Source organism: Terrabacter sp. BE26 (assembly GCF_041941675.1).
GTDB lineage: Bacteria > Actinomycetota > Actinomycetes > Actinomycetales > Dermatophilaceae > Terrabacter.
Genome location: NZ_CP090122.1, coordinates 1,947,358 through 1,964,459, shown reverse-complemented (window position 1 = coordinate 1,964,459; position 17,102 = coordinate 1,947,358). Strand labels below are relative to the sequence as shown.

General features: G+C 74.0%; 18 protein-coding genes. 9 read left to right on the top strand and 9 right to left on the bottom strand.

Annotated elements, in window-relative coordinates; all coding sequences use genetic code 11:
• Nucleotides 1-114: 114 nt before the first annotated feature.
• The gene (locus tag LQK93_RS09125) at nucleotides 115-1,026 is read left to right on the top strand and encodes an SIS domain-containing protein (protein ID WP_374971221.1); all 912 of its coding nucleotides are present in this window, start codon (nucleotides 115-117) and stop codon (nucleotides 1,024-1,026) included.
• A 190-nt stretch (nucleotides 1,027-1,216) separates the two neighbouring features.
• On the opposite strand, the gene LQK93_RS09120 is transcribed toward LQK93_RS09125, so the two are convergent.
• Genes LQK93_RS09120 through LQK93_RS09110 form a run of 3 tightly spaced genes read right to left on the bottom strand, consistent with a single transcriptional unit; the run spans nucleotide 1,217 to nucleotide 3,935 of the window.
• Complete coding sequence (locus LQK93_RS09120; RefSeq protein WP_374971220.1) at nucleotides 1,217-2,050, bottom strand: class II fructose-bisphosphate aldolase; 834 nt, start codon at nucleotides 2,048-2,050, stop codon at nucleotides 1,217-1,219.
• Nucleotides 2,047-3,003, bottom strand: a complete 957-nt coding sequence (locus tag LQK93_RS09115) for a 1-phosphofructokinase family hexose kinase (RefSeq protein WP_374971219.1) — start codon at nucleotides 3,001-3,003, stop codon at nucleotides 2,047-2,049. The genes LQK93_RS09120 and LQK93_RS09115 overlap by 4 nt, the downstream gene beginning before the upstream one ends.
• Complete coding sequence (locus LQK93_RS09110) at nucleotides 3,000-3,935, bottom strand: ROK family protein (protein WP_374971477.1); 936 nt, start codon at nucleotides 3,933-3,935, stop codon at nucleotides 3,000-3,002. Before LQK93_RS09110 ends, LQK93_RS09115 begins: the two co-directional genes overlap by 4 nt.
• Before the next feature lie 256 nt (nucleotides 3,936-4,191).
• Between LQK93_RS09110 and LQK93_RS09105 the strand changes: the two genes are divergently transcribed.
• The 3 genes from LQK93_RS09105 to LQK93_RS09095 all read left to right on the top strand — a co-directional run bounded on the left by LQK93_RS09105 (nucleotide 4,192) and on the right by LQK93_RS09095 (nucleotide 6,063).
• The gene (locus LQK93_RS09105; protein WP_374971218.1) at nucleotides 4,192-5,022 is read left to right on the top strand and encodes a hypothetical protein; all 831 of its coding nucleotides are present in this window, start codon (nucleotides 4,192-4,194) and stop codon (nucleotides 5,020-5,022) included.
• Between the two features lie 195 nt (nucleotides 5,023-5,217).
• Entirely contained in the window at nucleotides 5,218-5,505 is a 288-nt protein-coding gene (locus LQK93_RS09100; RefSeq protein WP_374971217.1) for a hypothetical protein, read from the top strand.
• A 138-nt stretch (nucleotides 5,506-5,643) separates the two neighbouring features.
• Nucleotides 5,644-6,063: a VOC family protein gene (locus LQK93_RS09095; RefSeq protein WP_374971216.1), complete on the top strand. Its 420-nt coding sequence runs from the start codon at nucleotides 5,644-5,646 to the stop codon at nucleotides 6,061-6,063.
• A gap of 70 nt (nucleotides 6,064-6,133) precedes the next feature.
• Here LQK93_RS09095 and LQK93_RS09090 read toward each other — a convergent pair whose 3' ends face one another.
• Together LQK93_RS09090 and LQK93_RS09085 are read right to left on the bottom strand one after the other, a co-directional pair.
• Nucleotides 6,134-6,952, bottom strand: a complete 819-nt coding sequence (locus LQK93_RS09090) for a lysostaphin resistance A-like protein (RefSeq protein ID WP_374971215.1) — start codon at nucleotides 6,950-6,952, stop codon at nucleotides 6,134-6,136.
• A gap of 116 nt (nucleotides 6,953-7,068) precedes the next feature.
• Entirely contained in the window at nucleotides 7,069-7,593 is a 525-nt protein-coding gene (locus LQK93_RS09085; RefSeq protein WP_374971214.1) for a DinB family protein, read from the bottom strand.
• 207 nt (nucleotides 7,594-7,800) lie between these two features.
• Between LQK93_RS09085 and LQK93_RS09080 the strand changes: the two genes are divergently transcribed.
• A complete protein-coding gene (locus LQK93_RS09080) occupies nucleotides 7,801-9,216 on the top strand; it encodes an FAD-binding oxidoreductase (RefSeq protein ID WP_374971213.1) in 1,416 nt (471 codons plus the stop codon).
• Between the two features lie 50 nt (nucleotides 9,217-9,266).
• Here the strand turns inward: LQK93_RS09080 and LQK93_RS09075 are convergent, their stop codons facing one another.
• Nucleotides 9,267-10,700, bottom strand: a complete 1,434-nt coding sequence (locus tag LQK93_RS09075) for an adenylate/guanylate cyclase domain-containing protein (protein ID WP_374971212.1) — start codon at nucleotides 10,698-10,700, stop codon at nucleotides 9,267-9,269.
• Nucleotides 10,693-12,480, bottom strand: coding sequence for an FAD-dependent oxidoreductase (locus tag LQK93_RS09070; protein ID WP_374971211.1), 1,788 nt, complete (start codon nucleotides 12,478-12,480; stop codon nucleotides 10,693-10,695). Before LQK93_RS09070 ends, LQK93_RS09075 begins: the two co-directional genes overlap by 8 nt.
• Before the next feature lie 126 nt (nucleotides 12,481-12,606).
• On the opposite strand from LQK93_RS09070, the gene LQK93_RS09065 reads away from it, so the two are divergent.
• The 3 genes from LQK93_RS09065 to LQK93_RS09055 all read left to right on the top strand — a co-directional run bounded on the left by LQK93_RS09065 (nucleotide 12,607) and on the right by LQK93_RS09055 (nucleotide 14,924).
• The gene (locus LQK93_RS09065) at nucleotides 12,607-13,839 is read left to right on the top strand and encodes a cysteine desulfurase-like protein (protein ID WP_374971210.1); all 1,233 of its coding nucleotides are present in this window, start codon (nucleotides 12,607-12,609) and stop codon (nucleotides 13,837-13,839) included.
• A complete protein-coding gene (locus LQK93_RS09060; protein ID WP_374971209.1) occupies nucleotides 13,836-14,333 on the top strand; it encodes a DUF427 domain-containing protein in 498 nt (165 codons plus the stop codon). The genes LQK93_RS09065 and LQK93_RS09060 overlap by 4 nt, the downstream gene beginning before the upstream one ends.
• Nucleotides 14,334-14,435: 102 nt before the next feature.
• Entirely contained in the window at nucleotides 14,436-14,924 is a 489-nt protein-coding gene (locus tag LQK93_RS09055) for a DUF1269 domain-containing protein (protein ID WP_374971208.1), read from the top strand.
• A gap of 6 nt (nucleotides 14,925-14,930) precedes the next feature.
• Here the strand turns inward: LQK93_RS09055 and LQK93_RS09050 are convergent, their stop codons facing one another.
• Both LQK93_RS09050 and LQK93_RS09045 read right to left on the bottom strand, forming a co-directional pair.
• Nucleotides 14,931-15,425, bottom strand: coding sequence for a metallophosphoesterase family protein (locus LQK93_RS09050; protein ID WP_374971207.1), 495 nt, complete (start codon nucleotides 15,423-15,425; stop codon nucleotides 14,931-14,933).
• On the bottom strand, nucleotides 15,422-15,946 hold the full coding sequence (locus LQK93_RS09045) for a hypothetical protein (RefSeq protein ID WP_374971206.1): 525 nt from the start codon (nucleotides 15,944-15,946) through the stop codon (nucleotides 15,422-15,424). The genes LQK93_RS09050 and LQK93_RS09045 overlap by 4 nt, the downstream gene beginning before the upstream one ends.
• Nucleotides 15,947-16,130: 184 nt before the next feature.
• Between LQK93_RS09045 and LQK93_RS09040 the strand changes: the two genes are divergently transcribed.
• Nucleotides 16,131-17,066 carry a 2-dehydropantoate 2-reductase gene (locus LQK93_RS09040; protein WP_374971205.1) on the top strand — a complete coding sequence of 312 codons (936 nt, stop codon included), beginning with the start codon at nucleotides 16,131-16,133 and terminating at the stop codon, nucleotides 17,064-17,066.
• Nucleotides 17,067-17,102: the final 36 nt, after the last annotated feature.

Sequence of the window (17,102 nt, the reverse complement as noted above, 5' to 3'; positions counted from 1 at the left end):
AGATCGAGCAATGGACATGTCCAACTCTGCGCGTTTAGGCTTCGAACCAAGCACACACAATCATCCTCTCGTCGGCCGTCGTCATGGCCGGCGGATGAGCCCCCCGGAGCGCCCATGTCAGCCAGCCTGCCGCAGACCACGCACCTCGCCCGCGAGATCGCCACGCAGCCCGACGACTGGGAGCGCGTCGTCGCCCGCCTGGGCGACGTCGCCGCGCACCTGCCGCAGCCCGGTGAGCGCGTCGCGACCATCGGCTGCGGCACGTCGTGGTTCATGGGCCAGGCGTATGCCGGCCGCCGCGAGGAGCTGGGCCAGGGCCCCACCGACGCGTACGCCGCCTCCGAGCACCGCCTGTCCCGCGGGTACGACCGGGTCGTCCTCATCAGCCGCTCCGGCACCACGACCGAGGTCATGGAGGTGTTGGACGGGCTGCTCGCGGCCGGGACGCCGCACGTCTCGCTCGTCGCGACGGCGGGCACGCCCATCGCCGAGCGGTCCGACGCCACGATCCTGCTCGACGACGTCGACGAGCAGAGCGTCGTGCAGACCCGGTTCGCCACCTCCACCCTGGCGCTGCTGCGAGCCTCCCTCGGCGAGAACCTCGCGCCGGCCGCCGAGCAGGCCCGCGCGGTGCTCGCGGAAGACGCCGAGACGGCATACGGCCCGCTCGTGGGGACGGAGCAGGTGACGTTCCTCGGCCGCGGGTGGTCCAACGGCATCGCCAACGAGGCCGCGCTCAAGCTGCGCGAGTCGGCGCAGTTCTGGTCAGAGTCCTACCCGGCGATGGAGTACCGCCACGGCCCGATCAGCATCGCCGCGCCGGGGCGCGCCGTGTGGGCCTTCGGCGAGGTGCCGGAGGGGCTGTCCGAGCAGGTCGCCGCGACGGGTGCCCGCTTCGAGCACCGCGACATCGACCCGCTCGCCGACCTCGTGCGGCTGCACCGGCTGTGCCTCGCGAAGGCCGACGCCGCCGGCCTCGACCCCGACGCCCCGCGCAACCTCACCCGCAGCATCGTCCTCACCTGACCGACCCTGACCCCGGTCCCCGCCCCCCTTTCAACCGTCGAGAGGCCAAAGTTTGTGGGTGTGGGCCAGTCGAGAGGCCAATCTTCGTGACGAAGATTGGCCTCTCGACGTTCTGGGACCCGCAAAGTTTGGCCTCTCGACGGTGGGGGACCCGCGAGCTTTGGCCTCTCGACGGTTGGGGGTGGCGGGGTCAGCGGAGGGCGAGGAGCTGCATCAGCCTGGCGGCCTCGTCGGTGACGGCGTCGCGGGCTGCACCGAGGTACTTGCGGGTGTCGACCGTCGGCGCGGACCCGAGCCGCGCAGTCATGGCGCGCGTGAACACCTGGTTGAGGTGCGTCGCGATGTTGACCTTGGTCATCCCGGCCCGCACAGCGGCGACGAGCCCGTCGTCGGGCACGCCGGACGAGCCGTGGAGGACCAGCGGCACGGGCACCGAATCGCGCAGCGCCGCAATGAGATCCGTGTCCAGCTCCGCAGTGCGATCGGTCATCGCGTGGCTGCTGCCGACGGCGACCGCGAGCGCGTCGACGCCCGTGTCGGCGACGAACCGCGCTGCGTCCTTGGGGTCGGTCCGCGCTCCGGGAGCGTGGACGCCGTCCTTGCCGCCGACCTCACCGAGCTCGGCCTCGACGCTCACCCCGGCCGACCGGCACAGCTCGACGACCCGACGCGTCACCGCGCGGTTCTCGTCGTCGGGCAGGGTCGAGCCGTCGAACATCACGGACGTCATCCCGAGCCGGACGGCCTCCTCGACGAGCCCGACGTCCTCGGCGTGGTCCAGGTGCACGACGACCGGCTGCGAGCAGGAGTCCGCGATGGCGAGCGTCGCCGCCGCGATCGGCGCGAGCGAGCCGTGGTAGCGCACGCAGTTCTCCGAGATCTGCATGACGACGGGCAGGCCGACGCCCTCGGCGGCGGCGGCATACGCCTCCGCGTGCTCGAGCTGGATGACGTTGAAGGCCGCGACGGCACGTCCGGCGGCTGACGCGTCGGCCAGGACGGTCGTCAGGGGTGAGCGGCTCACAGAGGGATCTCCTCGATCTCGACGGTGGGGAGCAGTCGGTCGACATCGGCCGGGTCGACGGCTCCGGCCACGGGCTGCAGGACGGCGGCGGCCGACCAGGCGACGCCGCGACGAAGCGCTGCGGCCCACGCTGCGCGCCCCTGCGGAAGATCGCCCGCCTCGTCGAGGTCGGTGGCGAGCGAGGCCGTCAGCGCGTCACCGGCCCCGGTCGGGTTCCCCGAGAGGGAGCGCGGCAGCCGAGCCCGCAGCGCCACGTCCTCGTGCACGAGCACGAGACCGTCGGTGCCGTCGCTGACCACCGCCGCGCGGGCCCCGGCGGCCACGAGCGCCCGGGCCGCGCCCGGCACGGAGGGCACGTCGCCGCGACCGAGCCCGGTCAGCGTCGTGGCGGCCTCGATGCGATTCGGCTTCACCAGGTCCGGTCCCGCCGCCAGGGCCCGGGTCAGGTGCACACCGCTGACGTCGAGGACCACCCGCAGGCCGAGCTCGTGTCCGAGACGGGTCACTCGCCTGACGAGGTCGGGGTCGGTCCCCGGGGGGAAGCTGCCCGAGACCGTGAGCACCGACGCCTCGGCCGAGAGGCCCGTGATCGTCTCGCAGAGCCGGTCCCAGACGCGGTGGGACTGGGCGACGCCGGGCTCGTTGAAGAGCGTCGCCCGGCCGCTGGCCTCGATGACCGCCACCGAGCGGCGGGTCGGGCACGGGGACGGGACCAGCCGGTGCCGGACCCGGCGGGCACCGAGGTCGGCCGCGAAGACGTTGACGTCCGTCTCCCCGATCGCGGCGACGGCCACGGCCTGCACGCCCATGGTGGTCAGCACGGCTGCGACGTTGAGGCCCTTGCCGCCCGCGCGCTCGCTGACCGAGCCGACGCGGTGGGACTCGCCGAGCGCGACGCACGGGACGGCATACGTGAGGTCGAGCGCCGGGTTCGGCGTGAAGGTGATGATCATCGGCCGACGAGGTCGAGCGCGATGGTGGCGGCGCCGAGGGAGCCGGCGCGGTCGCCGAGCGCGGCCGCCTCGACGGCGACGTCCGCGCGCCGGCCGAGGCGGGTGCGCAGGGCCGCCCGCAGCGGCTCGAAGAGCGTGTCGCCGGCCCGGGCCAGTCCGCCGCCGACGAGAACGAGCTCGGTCCCGGCGGCGGCCACGACGGGCGCGACCACGGCCGCGAGCGCGTCGACGGCCTCCTGCCAGACGCGGCGCGCCTCGGGCTCACCGGCCTCGGCGCGGCGCGCCACCTCCTCGGCGTCGCCGGCGATGCCGGTGGCCTCGGACCACCGGCGCCCGATCGCCCCGGCGCTGGCGACCGCCTCGAGGCAGCCGCGCTCGCCGCAGCCGCACAACGGGCCGTCGGGGACGACGACGACATGACCGATCTCGCCGGTCCACCGCGACCCGGTGACGAGCCGGCCGCGGCTCAGCATCGCGCTCGCCAGGCCCGTCCCGAGGGGAACGAAGAGCACGTTGTCGGCCTCGCGGGCCGCGCCGAGACGGTGCTCGGCGAGCAGGCCGGCTCGCACGTCGTGACCGACGGCGACGGGCACGTCGACGTGGGCCGCGACGGTGCCGCGCAGGTCCAGGTCGTTCCAGCCGAGGTTGGCCGACCACACGCCGATGCCCAGCTCGTCGTCGACCAGGCCGGGGACCACGAGGCCCACGGCCAGCACCCGGACCTCATCGACCTCGGAGTCACCGGCCGACCCTGCCGCCGTCGCCCGGGCCGTCAGCTCCGCAACGGCGGTCGCGGCAACCTGCCCGAGCTGCTCGCCGACCGCTGGGGGCGTGGGGTGCACGGCCTCGGCGAGCACCTGCCCGTCGGGTGTGACGAGGGCGGTCTTGATGCGGGTGCCCCCGACGTCGACGCCCACCACTGCTTCCCGCATCACGGAGCGCAGTCTATGAGCACTAGTGCTCGAATCGGCATTTGTTCGCGCACGTTCGGACAGCGTGGGGGCGGGCACCCGCTCAGGATGCCAGTCCGTGCCCCCGCCGGTGTCCTGATCGTCCGCTTTGGCCCGCCCCTTTCGCGGCACCGGCGTGGCGGCATACCCTGCGGAGGTCGCGACCTCGACGGCACGGAGGGCACTCCGGCCGGGCGGGCTGAAACGTCGACTCCACGACACGACAAGGAGACGACGTATGCCGTCACAGCCGACCCAGCCCACCGGCCCCACCGCAGACTCCGTCCCGCAGCGCCTGCTCGCCTTCCTCGACGGCCTCGGCGCCGAGCTCGACCGCCGCGGCGACGCCGTCGCGCTGCTCGGCCTCGGCTCCGTCGGGCGCGACCTGCACCGCCTCGACGAGCACTCCGACGCCGACTTCTTCGTCGTCGTCGACGACCAGGCCGCGCGCGACCGCTACCTGGCCGACATCGACTGGCTCGAGGCCGCCCAGCCGGTGGTCTGGTCGTTCGAGAACAGCGACGCCGGCCGCAAGGCTCTCCTGCAGGACGGGCTCTTCGCCGAGTACGCCGTCTTCTCCCTGGCCGAGCTCGAGACGGCGGGCTACCCACCGGGCCGCCTGCACTGGAGCCGCGCCGACGCCCCCGCCGGTCTCGAGATCCCACGGGTCCCGGTGCCGCAACCGCCCTCGCTCGAGCACCAGGTCGGCGAGGCGATCACCAACCTCTACGTCGGGCTGCACCGCGAGCTGCGCGGCGAGCGCCTGACGGCGACCCGCTTCATCCAGGGGTATGCCGTCGACCGCTGGCTCACGGTGCTCGGCCACCTGCGGCTCGGTCGCGGGGCCCAGCAGGACGTCTTCGTCGTCGACCGCGGCGCCGAGCGGCGGTTCGACCCCGACCTCCTGCCACTCGCCGACCTCGTCCCCGGCTACGAGGGCAACGCGCACGCAGCGGCGACCCTCCTGCGGCTGCTCGAGGCGCACGTCGACCTCGACCCGACGGTCGTCGCAGCAGTGCACGACCTCATCGCTAGAGCGGAGACGGAGCGCCCCTCGCCCGGTCGGTGAACCCAGCCGTGGCGCCATGGTCTCGGCAGGCGGCTCGCGGCCATCTGGCATTTCACGCAAATCACCCATATCTCCTGCGGCAGCCGCGTAGACTGCCAAAATTTCCGGCGTGAGATGCGATCTTGGGTGATTCTTGCGGATTCCTTGCCGTTTCGCGCATCGGTCCCTTGCGTGGGGAGCGGGAGAGTTCCTGTCATGGACACGATGATCATGGGCGGAGTGGACTCACTCGTCGCGGTGTGGCCGCTCGCCCTGGTCGCGATCGTCATGGCGTCGCTGCTCGGCAGCGCCTACGTGCGGGCCGGCCAGGGGGCTGGCGCCGGGACCACCACGCGCAGCGAGTCGGGCCCCACCCAGACGTGCCGCTCCGCGGGCCACCACTACCTCAAGGGCGCGACGGGCTGGAGCTGCTCGCACTGTGGTGACGAGATCCGGCACGCCGCCCGCGTGTCGCAGCCCGCCCGCGAGGCCGCCCCCGTCTGACGAGGCGGACACCGAGCACGGCGCGCCCAGCAGGACACGCGCCGGGCACGGCCGGGCCATGGACGATGTCCGGGTCCACCGGATCTCGCAGCGCCTGGAGCGCCGCCGGTTCCGGGCGCTGCCCTAGCATCCGAGACCATGACGGCACTGACGCCCTACCTGCACCTGCCCGGAACCACGCGGGAGGCCCTGACCTTCTACGGGGAGGTCTTCGGCGCAGAGGTGCACCTGCACACGCTCGCCGAGTTCGGCCGCACCGACGGACCGGCCGACGCGATCGCCCACGGCTACCTCTCCGGGGGTCCGGTGACCCTCTTCGCCTCCGACGCCACGGGTGGGGAGCCGTCACTTCGGTGCGAGGGCCTCATGCTCTCGCTGCTCGGCACCGCCGCCCCGAGCACCCTGCGCACGTGGTTCTCGGCGCTGTCCGAGGGCGGTCGCGTCGTCGACGACCTGCAGAAGCGGCCGTGGGGAGACTTCGACGGGCAGGTCGTCGACCGCTACGGCCTGCACTGGCTCATCGGCTTCCAGGGCGACGCCACCGAGTCGAGCGACTGACGCCACTTGTCCCGGCCCCTCCGCGAAGGCGGGTATGCCGCCTGCAAGAGCACGCGCAGCGGCATACGGCTCAGGCGGCGAGCCGCCAGGCGATGACCCCGAAGAGGACGCCGAGAGCGTTGGTCGCCCAGTGCATGCCGACGCTGGCGAAGACGCTGCCGCTGCGGCGGCGCAGCTCACCGGCGACCACCCCACCGAGCGCCGTGAACGCCACCGTGCCACCGACGACGGCCGCCTTGGCGAACGGGCCGAGCCCGGCGACGGCCGAGCCGATCGCCGCGTTGCCGCTGGCCGAGGCCATCGCCGGCAGGACGTGCCACAGCCCGAAGAGCACGGACGAGCCCGCGAGCACCTGCCACATGCGGGCGTGCCGCGACAGGAACCCCCACAGCACCGAGCGGAACGCGACCTCCTCGAGGAGGACCGTGCCGAGCGGGATCATGACGAAGGCCGTGAGCAGCGCACCGGCCGGGGGCAGGTGGTAGCGGGCGTCGAGGAACGCGGTCCGCGTCGAGGGCAGCAGGATGCCGAGCAGGTAGACGGACGCGACGACCGCGATGACCCCGAGCCCCCACCGTATGCCGCGTGCGTGCGTGTGCCGGGCGAGACCGAGCTGGTGCCAGGTCAGTCCCTGCCACCTCGCGAAGCCGAGCAGGGCGACGGCGCCCACCGGGCCCAGCCACATCGTGTTCCAGCCCAGCAGGTGGTCGGCGACGTTGACGCCGGCGAGGGCGAAGACGACCGCGACGGTCGAGGCCAGGCGCGCGCGGCGCCCGCGGGCGATGAGGGCCAGCCGACGGTGGCGCGTCGGGTCGTGACCGGTCACAACGGCGCCGTCGGTCGGGGACTCGACGGCGGCTGCAGCAGGACTCAGGACGGTGGTGCTCATCCCCTCCATTTTCCCACGGCTACCTGTGCGCGGTCGTGCGTGGAAGCCCGGCCCGACCCGCTCGGACACCACCCGTCACAGCCGACCCAACGGCATACGCACGTCGCACCGACCGGTCAGCGGCGACGCTCGACGAGCCCCCGCACGTACTCCGCCTGCCCGAGGTGCTTGGCCGCGTCCTCGAGCACCGACACGAGGCGTATGCCGACGGTGACCGGCGGGTCCCAGTGCGCGTTGATGACGCGCGCGTACTCGTCCGCGTCCAGCCGCTCGACGAACGCGGCGGTGCGGTCGTGCACGGCCAAGTGGTACTCGCCGAAGAGGCCCGGGTCGGCGACGGTGAACCGGCCGACGTCGGCCGAGCTCATGCTCCAGCCGTGGGCGTCCTCCGCGTAGGGCAGCCCGAAGCGGTCGACCCACCCGTCCGCCAGCCACGCCGACTGCTCGCTCGCGAGGTGCGCCACCTGGTCGTCCTGCTGGCGGGCGAGGTGCCAGGCCAGCCAGGCGATGTGGTTGGCATCGTCGTCGGGACGCCACAGCAGCTCGTCGACGGAGAGCCCGTCGACAACCTCCGGCACGCCGTCGCGGATGCGTCCGAAGGCGTCGAGCATGAGGTCACGGGCCGTCTCCGTCGTCGTCACGTCGTCCACCTACCCAGCATGCACCCGCGGTCTCTCTCGCCGACTGGTCGACGCCCGGCCGGGGCGGCCCACCCGCTGCGGAATCCCTGGCCATGGGGGTAATCGGCGACGAACCCGACCTTTCGCCCGGCATGTATCTGCAGGACTCCGCCGGTCTCTGAACAGCCGCGCCCACCTCGCGGGCCGACGACGAACCAGGAGACCAGCATGACCACGATCCTCACCCCCACCGCCCGGCGGGCCACGAGCCTGGCCGGACTCTGCGACGGTGCGGTCCACCTGCCCGGCGACGCCGGCTACGACGCGGCGCGGATGCCGTGGAACGTCGCGATCGACCAGCGCCCCGCCGCCGTGGCCCTGCCCCGCACGGTCACAGACGTGCAGGACCTCGTCCGCGCGGCCGCGGCCGCCGGCCTCCGGGTCGCGCCGCAGAGCAGCGGCCACAACGCCGGCCCGCTCGTGGCCCGCGGCCTCGACGACGTGGTGCTGGTGCGCACCGAGCGGATGCGCGGGGTCACCATCGACGCCGCCCGCCGGATCGCCCGCGTCGAGGGCGGCGCGCTCTGGCTGGACGCCACCGAGCCGGCCGCCGACCACGGCCTCGCGGCCCTGCACGGCAGCTCGCCCGACGTCGGCATCGCCGGCTACAGCCTCGGCGGCGGCATCGGCTGGTACGCCCGCAAGCTCGGTCTCGCCGCCAACAGCCTGACCGCCGTCGAGCTCGTCACCGCCGACGGCGAGCACGTGCGCGCCGACGCGGCGCAGAACGTCGAGCTCTTCTGGGCCCTCCGGGGCGGCGGCGGCAGCTTCGGCGTCGTCACGGCGCTCGAGTTCCGGCTCTACCCGATCGAGACGGCGTATGCCGGCATGCTCGTCTGGGACCGCAGCGCGGCTGAGCGCGTGCTGCGCCGCTGGGCCGACTGGGCGCCCGAGGCACCCGACGAGGTCACGACCTCCTTCCGGTTCCTCAACGTGCCGCCGCTTCCGGCGGTCCCCGAGCCGCTGCGTGGCCGGTCGCTCGCCGTCATCGACGGCGCGGTGCTCGGCTCGGACGAGCAGGCCTGCTCGATGCTGGCCCTGCTGCGCGGGCTCGGGCCGGAGATCGACACCTTCGGCCGGGTGCCGGCCCGGACGCTGACCCGGCTGCACCTGGACCCGGAGGGGCCGACCCCGGCTGTCTCCGACAGCACGCTCCTCGGCGAGCTCGGTGACCCGACCATCGACACGCTGCTCGAGCAGGTCGGCCCCGGCTGCACGACGTCCCTGCTGTCGACCGAGCTGCGCCAGCTCGGCGGCGCTCTCGGACGGGCGCCAGAGGGGCACGGCGCCCTCGCGACGATCGACGCGGCTTACGTGGCCTTCGCGGTGGCGATCGCGGCGACGCCCGAGCTCGCCGTGCAGGGGGAGCTCGACGCACGCCACGTCACCGCCGCGTTGGAGCCGTGGTCGACCGGCCGCAGCTACCTCAACTTCGCCGAGAAGGCCGTCGACGCCCGTACGGGCTGGGACGAGCCGACGTGGACGCAGCTGAAGGGCATCCGGTCGGCCTACGACCCGGACGACCGGTTCCTGGCCAACCACCGGGTCCCGCGCCTCTTCGAGGACGGCCGCGTCACCGACTGACGCCGGGTCGCAGGGGAGAAGGCCGGGAGAGGGCCGCGGGAGGCGGCGGGTCAGGACGGCTGGTCGGGGAGCGAGACGAGGACGAACGCCTCGACCGGCTGCCCCTTGCCCTTCAGGTCGAGCGGCCCGAGCGCCTCCGTCGTGGCATCCGGCAGGCCCTCCAGGGTGCTCGCCGTCACGGCGACGCGACCGACCGGGGCCTGGCCCTCGATGCGCGAGGCGACGTTGACGGCGTCGCCGATGACGGTGTGCGTGCGCCCGCCCTCGCCACCGAGCACGCTGACCACCACCTCGCCGGTGTTGATGCCGACCCGGAACCGCGGCCAGCCCGGGTGCTCGTCGGCGATTCGAGCGGTCTCGGCCTGCAGGTCCAGGCCGGCCCGGACGGCACGACGCGCGTGGTCCGGCTGGTCGCCGAGCCGGTTGAAGGTCGCCATGATCGCGTCCCCGATGAGCCGGTCGACGGTGCCCCCGTGCCGCTTCACGACGGCCGGGATCGCGACGGTGAAGTACGCGTTGAGCATCTCCGTCACCTCCGCGGCGTCGTGCGCCTCCGAGAAGGTGGTGAAGCCCTTGAGGTCGGCGAAGAGGATCGACATCTCCCGACGCCCGGCCAGCGTGTCTGCGGTGTAGAGCCCGGCCCACCGCTCCTCGTGCCAGGACTGCTGCGCGCCCCACGCCACGAGGGCGAACGCCGCCAGCAGCAGGACGTGCCACTCCCACCACGAGAGGTGCCAGTTCGGGGCGACCACCACGGCGACCATGGCCTCGGCGAGCAGCACCATGGCCGAGGCCATGGCCGCCGGCAGGAGCCCACCGCGGCGCCACCACAGGCGGACGTAGGTGCCCGCCGCGACGGCGTAGAGCGCCACGGCCAGCACGCCGGCGGCGAGGAGCGGGCCCGAGCCCCGCTCGGGGCCCGGCCCCACGTCGAACGGAGGGAGCCGGAGGAGGGAGGCGACGGCCCAGGCGCCCATGAGGACGACGAGCGCCAGCCGCAGCCGGCGCGCCCGGCGCATCTCGGCCGCGGACTCGTCCGCCGGCACCTCGCGGACCGACACCACGGCGAAGAGCGACCCGATCCCGATGCCGACGGGCGTGGACACGTTGAACCCGGCGGAAGGGCTGGCCAGCAGGACGTGCGGCGTCGCCAGGGCGTGCAGGCCGAGGAAGCCGGCCGCCGACAGGAAGGCGAGCGAGACGTACATGACCCGCACGTCGCCGCGCCGGGCCGCCGCCGCTCCGGTGCCGTAGGCGGTCACGGCGCTGAGGAGGGCGGCTCCGAAGACGATCCAGAAGTGGGTCGTCTCGTGCTGCCACTGGCGGTCGAGCCCGTAGGACAGGCGGAGGGTCACGAGTCCGACGAGGGGCAGGGCCAGGGCCGCGGCGCCCGCGGCGAGGTGCCGCCGGACCCCGGCGCGAGCGCCGTCACCCACGGGCGGCGTCGCGCGCTCCACCGGGTCGGCGGGCAGCTGCTCAGCCACGACGCTCGGCGCCCCCGGGGCTCCGCTCGCGGCGCGCGGCGTCCACGAGGGCGAGGTACTGGTGCACCTCCGACACCACGACGGACCCCTCCCCGACGGCGGACGCCACCCGCTTGACCGACCGGGACCGCACGTCGCCGACGGCGAACAACCCCGGCACGGAGGTCTCGTGGGCGCACGGTGGCCGCTCGAGGTGCCACGCGCCGAGGTCCTGCATGTCCGCGCCGGTGACCAGGAACCCCCACCTGTCGCGGACGACGTCCGCGGGCAGCCACGCGGTGTGCGGCTCGGCCCCGATCATGACGAAGAGCGCGTCGGCCGGCAGCGAGCGCCGCTCGCCCGTCTCCCGGTCGGCGACGACGACCTCGGACAACCACCCCTTGCCGCCCCCGCCGACCACCTCTGAGTTCGGGACGACCGTGATGGTGCTCGACGCCTCGATCTCGTCGATGAGGTAGCGCGACATCGTCGAGGACAGGTCGGGCGTGCGGATCACGAGGGCCACGTCGGCGGCGTACCGCTGCAGGTGCAGGGCGGCCTGTCCGGCGGAGTTGCCGCCACCGACGATGACGGTGTGCGCCCCGGCCAGGCCGTGCGCCTCCGAGACGTTGGCGCCGTAGTAGACGCCCGACCCGGTCAGGGCCTCGAGCGACGGCACCCCCAGGCGGCGGTAGGCGACGCCGGTGGCGAGCACCACCGCCCGCGCCCGCACCTGGCCGACGTCGGAGACAGTTGCCACGAACACCGGCGAGCGGTCGCCGTCACCCATCGTGTCGGGCACCGTGTCGTCGTCCGGCTCGACCGCGGTGACCCGTCGCGTGAGGACGAACCGCGCCCCGAAGACCCATGCCTGCTGGAAGCCCCGCTGGGCGAGCTCGGCGCCGGAGAGCCCGCGCGAGAAGCCGAGGTAGTTGCGGATGAGCGAGCTCGTGCCGGCCTGCCCACCGAGCGCCTGCTCCTCCACGCACAGGACCGACAGGCCCTCGGAGGAGGCGTAGACCGCGGCGGCCAGCCCGGCCGGTCCGGCGCCGACGATGAGGAGGTCGACCTCGCGCACCCGGTCACCGTCCGGCCCGGTGAGGTCGGTGTCGATGCCCCAGGCGCGGCAGATCTCGGCGTCCGTCGGGTCCAGCAGCACCGGCCCGCCGAGTGCCGCGAACCAGATGACGAGGGGACCCTCGGCGTCCGCCGCCCGGGGAGCCCCGATCGACTCGAGGACGGCGATCCCCTCGGGCGTTCCCCGGTCGAGGTATGCGTGCGGGATGCCGTTGCGGGTCAGCAGGCTCCGCACGGCGTGCCCGCGCGGGTCACGGGCGGCGCCGACGACGACGACCTCCCGTCGGCGGTTCGCCACCGTGCGTGACCAGGCCTGGACGAACTCCGAGACGGTGCGGCAGAAGAGCTCGTCCGGTGACGTCCACGGTTCGAGGACGTAGTAGTCGATGTCGCCGACCGACATGCCGTGCAGGATGGCCGCCGCTGTGCGCCGGTCCGCCCACGAGCCCCACGGCACGAGGAAGGCGCGAGCGGCCTCCGGATGCAGCGTCCGCACCGTCCGGAGCAGGTCGGCGCCGCTGACCTCCGGCAACCACGGGTCGGCCAGCACGAGCGCCACCGGGTCGCCGCGCTCGGCGGCGCGGGTCAGCTGCTGGAGGGCGACGACGCTGTCGGACTCACCACGGACGCGGAAGTCGGCGCTGAACCGCCGCGCCAGCTCGGCCTCCGCGCGCTCGAGGGCGTCGAGGTCCTGGTGGACGACCATGAGCAGAGGAAGCGCCACGATGACCTCCCACACGATCGGTGCGGCACGGCGAAGTGCGACCACCCCTGTCCCGACCGTAGGCCCGATCGTGGGGGCCCGGGCCCCGATCCGACGAACCCACCGCGACTCCGCGAAGATGGGGCCATGGCTCCTCGTGGTTCGTCCCCCTTCGACGTCGATCGGATCCGCTGGCACTTCCCGGCGCTGCGGGAGGGCGCGGCGCACTTCGACGGGCCCGGCGGGTCGCAGGTGCCCGATACCGTGGCGAGCGCGGTCGTGGAGACCCTCACCTCGGCCATCTCCAACCGCGGTGCCGTGACGCCCGCGGAGCGGCGCGCCGACCGCGTCGTCCTCGAGGCCCGTGCGGCGATGGGCGACCTGCTCGGCGTCGACCGCGGCGGCATCGTGTTCGGGCGCTCGGCGACCGAGCTGACCTTCCACCTCGCCCGGACGCTCTCGAAGGACTGGGGCCCCGGCGACGAGGTCGTCGTCAGCCGCCTGGACCACGACGCCAACATCCGGCCGTGGCTGCTGGCCGCCGAGGCGGTCGGGGCGACGGTCCGCTGGGCCGACTTCGACCCGGCCACCGGCGAGTTGCCGGTCGATGTGGTCGAGGCGGTCGTCGGCGAGCGCACCCGCCTCGTCGCCGTGACCGCCGCGTCGAACCTCATCGGCACCCGCCCCGACCTCCCGGCGATCGCCGACGTGGCCCACGCGGCCGGCGCGCTGTTCTGGGTCGACGGCGTCCACGCGACGGCGCACGTGCTCACCGACGTGCCCGCGAGCGGCGCCGACTTCTGGGTGTGCTCGCCCTACAAGTTCCTCGGACCGCACCACGGCGTGCTCGCCGCCGCACCAGCGCTCCTCGAGACCCTGCACCCGGACAAGCTGCTGCCCTCGTCCGACGCCGTGCCCGAGCGGTTCGAGCTCGGCACCCTGCCCTACGAGCTGCTCGCCGGAACCACTGCCGCCGTCGACTTCCTCGCCGACCTCGCCCTCACGGACCCGTCCCGCTCCCGCCGCGAGCGCCTCGCCACCTCCTTCGCCGCCCTCGAGGAGCACGAGGACTCGCTCCTGGCCACGCTGGAACCGCGGCTGCGTGCGATCCCCGGGCTGACGGCATACTCCAACGCGAAGCGGCGCACGCCGACGCTGCTCGTCACGGTCGAGGGCCGTGACCCGCAGGAGCTGCGCGCGGCCCTGGCCGAGCGCGGCGTCAACGCGCCGGCCGGCAACTTCTACGCGTGGGAGTGCAGCCACCACCTCGGCTTGGGCGCGACCGGCGGACTGCGGATGGGGCTCGCCCCCTACACCAGCGCCGAGGACGTCGACCGGCTCGCGACCGGCCTCGAGGAGATCTGCGGGGCCGGCGGGTGAGCCGCCCGGCGCCTCTGCCGGCCGGTCCCGGCCAGGAGTCCGTGTGGGACTACCCGCGCCCGCCGATGGTCGACCCCAGCGACGAGCTCGTCGAGGTGCACCTCGGCGGCGAGGTCGTCGCCCGCACCCGCACCTCGCTGCGCGTGCTCGAGACGAGCCACCCGCCGACCTACTACCTGCCCCGCGACGCCTTCGTCGAGGGCTCGCTCGTGCCCGTGGAGGGAAGCACCGTCTGCGAGTGGAAGGGCCGCGCCGCCTACTTCGACGTCGTCGGCGGCGGGCGGCGCGCCGCCCGGGCCGCGTGGACCTATCCCGAGCCGGTGGCGACGTATGCCGTCCTGGCCGGTCACGTCGCCGTCATGCCCGGGCTCGTGGACGCGTGCTTCGTCGGGGGCGAGCGGGTGCGGCCGCAGGAGGGCGGCTTCTACGGCGGCTGGATCACCGACCGGGTCGTCGGACCCTTCAAGGGCGGCCCCGGCTCCTGGGGCTGGTGACCGGGCCCCGAACTCACCCTGCGAGGGGGAGGCCCGCCACGGCGGCCGGCGGGAGGCTCGGTGTGCCGGCCGAGTGGCCGGCGGCGACCAAAGGAGCGCGAGATGGCCACCTTCACCGTGTGGAAGTTCGACACCCCGGACGGGGCCGGGCAGGCCGAGCACGTCCTCAAGCAGTGCGAGGCGGAGGGGCTCATCAAGATCATCGACCACGCGGTCGTGACATGGCCCGAGGGTGAGGAGCACCCGAAGACCACGCACGGTAACGAGGAGAAGTGGCGGGGCGCGGGGTGGGGCGCCCTCTGGGGGGTCGTGGCCGGCGCGCTCTTCCTCGTCCCGGTCGTCGGCGGCGTCGTGGGTGCCTCGATCGGCGCCATCAGCAAGATGACGCAGGACGCCGGCATCAGCAAGGAGCAGCTGACGACGATCCGCACCGAGGTGACACCGGGCACGTCAGCGCTCTTCGTCGTGACCGACGGGGGCGACCTCGACCGGGTCGGCGAGCGCTTCCACTGGATGCACAGCAAGCTCATCGCGACGAACCTGACGTCAAGCGAGCGCGAGGTGCTGATGGAGACCTTCGGCAGTCGCTGACCCGCCTCAGCGCGGCAGCTGCTCGATCCGCGCCTCGACGAGCTCGCCGTCGCGGACGTCGAGCACGGCATACGTGCCTGCCGGCTGGCGCCTGCGGTCGGTGGGGGACCCGGGGTTGAGGATGCGCACGCCGTCGCCGGTCTCGTCGAGCGGGATGTGCGAGTGGCCGAAGACCACGAGGTCGGCGGTCGGGAAGCGCTGCCGCATCCGGCCCGTGCGGCCCTGACGCTGGCCGCTGTCGTGGATCATGCCGACACGCAGTCCGTCGAGGTCCAGCTCGAGCGTCTCGGGGGCGCCCCACTCGGCGACCTCCGGCACGTCGTTGTTGCCCATCACCGCGTGGACCGGCGCGAACGTGGCCAGCAGCTCGAGCACGTCCGGGGTGCACACGTCGCCGGCGTGGAGGATCACGTCCGCGGCCTCGAGCTGCGGCAGCAGTGCCGGCGGGCAGCCCTTCCACCGCCGCGGGCTGTGGGTGTCGGACAGCACGAGCACCCTCATGCGAGGTCCTCTCGGCCGGAGTCGGTGGGCGACGGCGCGGGCCAGGCCGGCAGCAGCCGACGCAGGACGGCCAGCTCCTCCCGTGAGACGAAGGAGGGATTGGCCATGAACGGCTGGCGCTGCACCTCCAGGGCGTCGATCCCCGCGGCGCGCAGCTCCTCGTCGCGGACGGGCTCGCCGAGCAGCCGCACGTCGAGCTCGACGCGGGCGCGGACGCCGTGCGCGTCGGAGGCGCTCCGCCACCGCCCCCGGCCGGACTCGACCCAGGGCTCGACCTCCGCCGTCGCGTGCCCGAGCCCCCAGACGCCGCGGCTCAGTCCCTCGCGACCGGGACCCGACACCCAGAACACGACGGGGTCGCCGGCGGCGACGAGGCCGGCCCGGTAGCCGGGTTGCACCGCCCACGAGGTGATCCGGTCCTCCCCGGAGTCGAGCAGGCCGCGCAGGTCCCACAGCGCCGGGTTGCACTTGAGCAGCCAGGCGCCGAGGCGCGACCGGTCGACCGCCCGCTGCTTCGCCACGCCTGCCTCCTCGTCGCCCGGCTCGCCCCGCGTACGAACCTCTCCCTACCCCGTATGCGTTCACGGGCCTTCCCGGGACCGGCGGCCGGCACGTTGGGCCGACCCACCCCGCGGGTGGCTCGCCGGCGCGATGATGGGGAGCACGAGGCGGGACCGACGGCTGGACTGACGAGGAGGCACGGTCATGCGCATCGCAGTGCTCGGCACAGGAGGCATCGGCGGCTACTTCGGCGGACGGCTGGCGGCGTCCGGCCACGACGTCACGTTCGTGGCTCGCGGGCCGCACCTCGAGGCGATCCGCGAGCACGGCCTCGTCGTTCGCAGCGTCGCCGGCGACTTCACCGTGCAGCCGGCACAGGCCACCGACGACCTCACCTCGATCGGGCCGGTGGACGCGGTGCTCCTCGCGGTCAAGACCTGGCAGCTGCCGCCCGTGCTCGAGAAGCTGCCCGCGCTCGTGGCCCCCCACACGGCTGTCATCACGGTGCAGAACGGGGTCGAGGCGCCCGACCAGGTCGCGGCCGCCGTCGGGCGCGGCGCCGTGCTCCCGGGCATCGCGAAGATCTTCGCCCACGTCGACGGTCCCGGCCAGGTGGCCCACGTCGGCGGTCCGGCCTCCCTGGCCCTCGACGGGTGGTCGGCGACACCGGGCGCCCCGTCCGAGCGCGTCACGAGACTCCGCGAGGCGGTGACCGCATCCGGGGCAGCCTCGCCCGTGCCCGACGACATCTGGGCCGAGCTCTGGTCGAAGATGCTCTTCGTCGTGCCCTTCGGTGGGCTCGGGGCCGCGCTGGACGCCACGATCGGGGAGCTGCGCTCCCGGCCGTCGAGCCGCCTGCTGCTCGAGGACGCGATGCGCGAGGTCGAGGCGCTGGCCCGAGCACGCGGCATACGGCTGCCCGCACGGGTCGTCGAGGGCACGATGGCCTTCGTCGACGACCAGCCCGCAGACGCGACCACATCCCTGCAGCGCGACCTGCTGGAGGGTCGGCCGTCCGAGCTCGACGCGTGGACGGGCGCGGTCGTGCGGCTGGGCGCGGAGTCCGGCGTCGACGTGCCGCTGCACCGGTTGCTGCTCGAGGTGCTCACCTCCCGCCACCCCGTCGCGCCGCCGCGCTGACGCGCCTGAGTCTGCCGGGCCCGGTGTCGTGAGTGT